Annotated in this window: 4 protein-coding genes and 2 pseudogenes; 2 read left to right on the forward strand and 4 right to left on the reverse strand. The window is 47.6% G+C overall.

The features are described 5' to 3' along the window. Positions 1–255 precede the first annotated feature (255 nt). The gene (locus B5F19_RS18145) at positions 256–486 is read right to left on the reverse strand and encodes an S-layer homology domain-containing protein (RefSeq protein ID WP_343219434.1); all 231 of its coding nucleotides are present in this window, start codon (positions 484–486) and stop codon (positions 256–258) included. A 15-nt stretch (positions 487–501) separates the two neighbouring features. Next, positions 502–635 (reverse strand): annotated as a pseudogene (locus B5F19_RS16185) (amidase); the annotation flags it as partial. 37 nt (positions 636–672) lie between these two features. On the opposite strand from B5F19_RS16185, the pseudogene B5F19_RS16190 reads away from it, so the two are divergent. Then, positions 673–840: pseudogene (locus B5F19_RS16190) on the forward strand (manganese catalase family protein); the annotation flags it as partial. A 4-nt stretch (positions 841–844) separates the two neighbouring features. On the opposite strand, the gene B5F19_RS16195 reads toward B5F19_RS16190, so the two are convergent. Both B5F19_RS16195 and B5F19_RS16200 read right to left on the reverse strand, forming a co-directional pair. Beyond that, entirely contained in the window at positions 845–2,356 is a 1,512-nt protein-coding gene (locus tag B5F19_RS16195; RefSeq protein ID WP_087292623.1) for a recombinase family protein, read from the reverse strand. 467 nt (positions 2,357–2,823) lie between these two features. Beyond that, the gene (locus tag B5F19_RS16200) at positions 2,824–4,557 is read right to left on the reverse strand and encodes a DEAD/DEAH box helicase (RefSeq protein ID WP_087292626.1); all 1,734 of its coding nucleotides are present in this window, start codon (positions 4,555–4,557) and stop codon (positions 2,824–2,826) included. A gap of 197 nt (positions 4,558–4,754) precedes the next feature. Between B5F19_RS16200 and B5F19_RS16205 the strand changes: the two genes are divergently transcribed. Then, positions 4,755–5,348, forward strand: coding sequence for a helix-turn-helix transcriptional regulator (locus tag B5F19_RS16205; RefSeq protein WP_087292629.1), 594 nt, complete (start codon positions 4,755–4,757; stop codon positions 5,346–5,348). Positions 5,349–5,757 lie beyond the last annotated feature (409 nt).

A 5,757-nucleotide genomic window follows, 5' to 3' on the forward strand; every position in this document is an offset into this window, starting at 1 on the left:
CGAAAACGCTTGTACGGCGCACCCGCGCCGCCGGCCAGAAGGCCGGGTGCGTATAGGCCTGTCCCCTTGAAAGGAACTTGAAAATATCCAGATTGTCGTAACCCCTCATTCAAAAAAGCCCCGAAAGCCTTGATTTTCAAGCACTTTCGGGGTTTTTTCTTTCCTTGTGAACTGGAAAAAGAAATGCAAAACCGAGCGTTCCTGTGCGTCCGGGTGGTGGAAATGGTGGTGGAAAAGTATTTTCCCTTTACACCCTCACCGAATTTCGCTTTTTTTCTCGTGGTACTTCTTCAACATCACAAGGAACTGGGCTCGCGTCATGTTGGAGTGAAGCATCAGGTTCCCCGATCCATCCCCTGCCAGGAGCCCGTTGTCTCTGGCCCACTGGACAGCCGGAGCCTCCCAGTCCGCCGGGGTGTTATCAGGGACCGGATTCTTGGTCCGCTCATACTCGGTCATCATCTGATTGAACTGCTCCTGCGTCATGTCGTCCTCGTCTCCTTTCAGCTCCCTGGATACGTCTGCCCGGAAGCCGTCCATATTTTTCCCGAACTTGGGGAACCAGTGCATTACGTCTCCGTGGTTGGACGCCACGCCCGGCTGTATCCCTCGGAGTGGCAGATCAGCTGTCGCTCTCTCGCGAGAAACATAGGTCAAAGTTGCTCTTACACCATTGCAGCAGAGCAGAAGGCCCGCCTTACCTATGACAACATCCTGCGTCTTTCCGACGATCCGGACGTAAATAATGTTATCCGCTTCCTGCGGGAGCGGGAGATCGTGCACTTCCAGCGCTTCGGCGAACCATTCCAAACAGAACGGAATGGATTTGCGATTTATTAGTTCTTCAAATCTTCCAGTTAATTTTGATTTCTTGCTGTGAAGCATAAATACTTTCGATCAGGCTGTCTACGACGGTTATCCTATCGCTGATCGACAGTTCGCCCCAATAGTCCAAATATCCGCAGAGTTCTTCTACGCTCTGCCCTGCCCCTTCATTCAATCGTACAATTTCGGCATATAGTTCCTTTTTCTCGGCGTCCAGTACCGTCACACGGATGTTGATGTAGTTCATGACAGAATCATTGGCCTGGGCAACCTTATCCAGCAGACCCGAAATCTCCTGGTCAATCTTCTCGATTTGGCTTTTCAGTTTAATCGTCTGCAAGTCAAAACTCTCTTGTTGTTGCTTGGATATTGTCTGGAACTCCGCCAGTTTCTTCTTCATCTCCTCAAATACCGTATCTTCAACAAAATCGGCATTTAGAGAGCCAAAATGACAACTTCCCGTGTTATATTTGTGCGTGCAGAGGAAGTAGCGGTTGTCTGCTTTCGTTTTACAATGGTAGGTTTTGGCGCTGAGGGCATAGCCACACTGAGCGCATCGTATCTTCCCGGCCAGCCATGTTGCCTTTGCCTTGACCGGCTTGGCTACCCGGCTGTTGATCAAGCACTTGCTCCTACACTTGATCCAAGTCCCAGCATCTATAATCCCCTCGTGCGGTGCCAGTACCAGAGTATGTCCTTGCAGTGAAACCGTCTTGCGTTTACTTGCCTCATCTCCAGAGTACAGGTAGGCTCCATTGGTGCCGATGAAATCTTCTGGCGGGTTAATGATGTTGGTGCCTTGCGCCTTGAAGAACTCATAGATTCGATAGTCGGCCTTCACATAAACGGGGTTGACTACCAGATCCCGGAGGCGTGGTCTTGAAAAGGGATTGCCATCCCGCTTTTTTACCTGCCTCTCCTCTAAACAGCGTACAATATCGCCAAAGGACGTCTGCGGTTCGGCGTACATGGAGAAGATCTCCCGGGCGATCTCCACTTCTTCCGGGATCGGTTCATACATCTTGGTTCGTACCCCATCTATCACAGTTTCAATTAGTCGAAACCCATAAGGTACTTTGCCTCCCATGTAGAACCCCCTCTTACTTCGGGAATGGTAGGCATCCAGAACCCGCAGTTGAATCGTCTCGCGCTCCAACTGGGCGAAGATCATCACAATCATCAGCATGGCTTTACCGATGGGAGTTCCCGTGTCGAACTTCTCCATGGTGCTGACGAAGTCAACATTGTGTCGCTGGAATACTTCAATAATATTGGCGAAGTCCAATACGGAGCGGCTGATCCGGTCCAGGCGGTAAACAATGACCCGGCGAATCTTTCCAGCCTCTATGTCGGCCAACATCTCCTGAAAGGCAGGTCGGTCAACATTCTTCCCGCTGTAGCCTTTGTCCGTATAGACTTTAATATCAGCATCTACAACCTCCCTTTTGCAGAACTCAGCCTGGCTCTCCACTGAGATGCTGTCGGCCCGGTCAACCGATTGCCGGGTGTAGATGGCATCGATGAGATTCATGGTTTTGCTCCCTTCTTCTCATCGCAAAAAGAACGGAGCCGCTGACTTGTTGGCACAAGGGCGGCTCCGGCAACTTCAAGATTTAACTTAACGCGTACTTGCAGAACACATCGTACAGTTGTTCGGAAATTATCTGTTTCATGCGTTCCCGCTCTTCCGTGCGATAGGTCGGCGTGACATTCACAACCCGGATCACCCGTTTCTGGTACGGCCTATCATGGCTTTCGGAACTACACGCAGTTGCCATAGGTGTCACCACCTTCTTGATGCGATTTCAAATAATAGAGTTAAATCTCGCATTCAAACTATATTCAGCAACGCACATATCCATGCTACTACCGCCACCGCCGCCACCAAATCGAGCCGGCTCGATACCTTCCTCCAGACCTCCTCCTTCAGACTAATTTATACTAAACTCCGCCACCACCGCCACCGTTATCTTGTTTGCCGTAGCCTCCCGTTCTAAATTATTCTTGCTCCACAGTCACACCTGCATCGTCAACCGCTTCCATACTAAAATGCCATCCGCCACCTGCCCCACCATTTCTAACAGCACCGCTTATACCAAGTTCTTCTAGGCAATTATTTAGTGCCGCCATTTCCAGAAATTTTCTTTTGCCCCTTGGTTCCTTTTTGTTTTTCGTAATTTTCTGATAAAAACAGTGCAGTTCATCACTGAATTTCCTCTGCTCATCTTCGGACGTCAAGTGACGGCCACTGTACTCACCTAAGAAAGATAGCAGATCCTGCATGCCCTCTTGAATGGTATTGTAATCCAGCCAGTTCCGGTCATCATAGGAGTCAGGTTGACCGAGCCATTGATGGACCAGGCGTGGAAAGGCAGAATCGCCGTACTGGTCGATAGCCGTCTCCAACTGCTTGTAATAACTCTCCTGACGGAGCAGTTTGTGATATAGCAACTCATTAAATTTATAACGGCCGTCATAATCAAGGTATAGCAGGGCACCTTTAGTGCGATCTCCTTCCAAGCGGAAGCGATCAACATAACGGTTGTAGTGCTTGGATTGCTTGATTTCTGCCGCTAAAGACAATAGTGCACTGTTCCTATGTACCAGCCCATTGAGCCGTTTTTGACTGACAGTTTTGATGTAGAGAGTGAACTTGGGCGTTCCTTTAAAACGGACACGACCAAGCGCCTGTATGAACATGGTGCGATCCTCAAAGGGGATTACCACATGTTTCAGATCTTCATCGTGGATGTTTACGCCACAGTCTAAGACGGAGGTGGTTATTAGAACTCGACAAGGGAGCCGCTCTTCATCAAGCAACTGATTCCACACATTGCTCCCCTTTGAGTCCGCCGAGATAAACTCGGCATCATCTCCGATGGTTTCTTGCAAGACCGCTCCCCGTTCCTTGGATGGAACAAAGATCAGCCACTTGTCCTCTCCGCTTTCCCTGATTTCATGATAGAGTTCATCGTCATGATGGAAGTAGCGGATGGGCAGGCTACTGTACTTGCCATATTTATACTGATACAAGTCAATAACTGGTGTTTGCCCCAACATCAGAGGAGAAAACCGTGCTCCGGTACGCTCTACCAAGGGACGCGTTGCTCTGCCTTCTGCCTCTGCCACAGGTAGTAAGGTATCCTCCAGAGTAGCCGTCATATAGATTCGGGTTGCCTCATTGAACAACTGAGGGACTATATTCAGTAGCCGTGCGGCATTTGGATTGAAAGAAATATCAGATGTGAAGTAGTGGACTTCATCCACAACCAGAACCGATACTTCCTTGGCATACTCTCTTCCCTGCGTAGTAGACAGGAAGAAATCCAGTGCCTGTAAGGTCATGATCTTCACAGGACCAAAATCAGTTTTCTTTAAAACCCCTTCTGGGGTGAGGCAACCGATCTCAGACGGCTCGACCATTTCCATTACTTCTAGTTTCTGCTGATAAGATACTGCAAGCCGATTACTGACCAGCAGCATCTTACCCCCAGACTGCAATACCCTCGGCAAGACCTCAAGCAAGATAAAGTACGTCTTGCCAAATCCCGTCGGTGCCTGAATGATAACTGCATCAAAACTGTCCAGAACAGCGTCAATGCCTTCTGCAATACAGGTCACATCCGTGGAAACAGGATGTAAACGGACGTTACCCGGGAGATGAGCGTCGTACTCACGGCTGAGGTGCGCATTAGTGGGTACCTCTGTCTTTAACTTTCTAAAATCTATCATGGGAAAATACCTCCTATTGAAATTTTAGTAAGAAAAGAGTTGAAAGATTCAATTATCAAGGTGCAGGTAAGATTCTCTTGACTCTAGTTTATTTTTGCTATAAAATAGAATCAATTAAATCTACACCGATGATATACCACGATGTCGATTTTGTCAAGTAGTATTTTCAAATTTTCTCAACTTCTAAGGAGGCCATCATGAAAGTCGATTTTTACGACCTATATATTGCCCTTTGCCGTGATATTGAGATTTCTCCCAGCGAGGCAGCTAAATTGATGGGATTCAATAAAAGCACTGTTTCCTTATGGAAGAACAAGCATACAACACCGACCGATAAAATACTTATAAAAATGGAGCGCTTTTTTAACGTGCCCTACTCATTTCTTACACAATCTCCGCCGTATAATTGCTGGAAAGAAATACTTGAAGACTATTCCGGCTTTTTAAAAGCAACCGAGTTATCAGAACAAGTCCTTTTAGAATCCTGGGGTATTGATCCACAGAAACTTCGAGTTAAGGAATTAGTTAAGTTTATTAATGACTATATCGCAGAGATTAGGTATGAAAATGGTGTATGGACTATTATTAGTAAGGCTGATGCGAATAATCGTACATCCCGTGATATTAGGCATATCCTGAAAGTTCTGCAGAAAAGTCTAGAAAATAATGACATATACTCATATGGAAATACTCAAATGACAAATGCTGCCCGTCAGCGTCTAATCTGGGCCATCCAACTGGGCCTGGATGCCGCAGATGGCATCATAAAAAATGAAAATAAGCCTTCTTGACGTTTTTCCTCAAAAACGTCATTCGAATTTTTGTCATTGCGCCCTAATAATAACAAAGACAAAAGTCTTTCTCTCACAGGGAGAAAGCCGGAGAGGGAATGGGGGTTCAGCAACTGGCTCCAGGTTTGCACCCAGTCCACCAAGGGGGAAAGGGAGAGGTGGCTTTCTCTTAAAGGTGGCCCAAGCAGGCCGCCGCTCTTTGGCTCTCCCTTTCCCCCTTCCGCATGATTTTCAGGTCTGGGTTCCCTTACTAAATGATTGAAAATGTCTCGAATTTATAAATCATTACATAACATAAAATTAACCTATAATACAAAATAGGAGGGCGTAGCCCTCCTATTTTGCCGGGGGGAGGGGGCTAATGGTCGTACAGCCTATCGGCTGTCCGCCCGCCCCCTCCCCCCGGACC

The sequence above is a fragment of the Pseudoflavonifractor sp. An184 genome (genome assembly GCF_002160305.1).
GTDB lineage: Bacteria > Bacillota > Clostridia > Oscillospirales > Oscillospiraceae > Lawsonibacter > Lawsonibacter pullicola.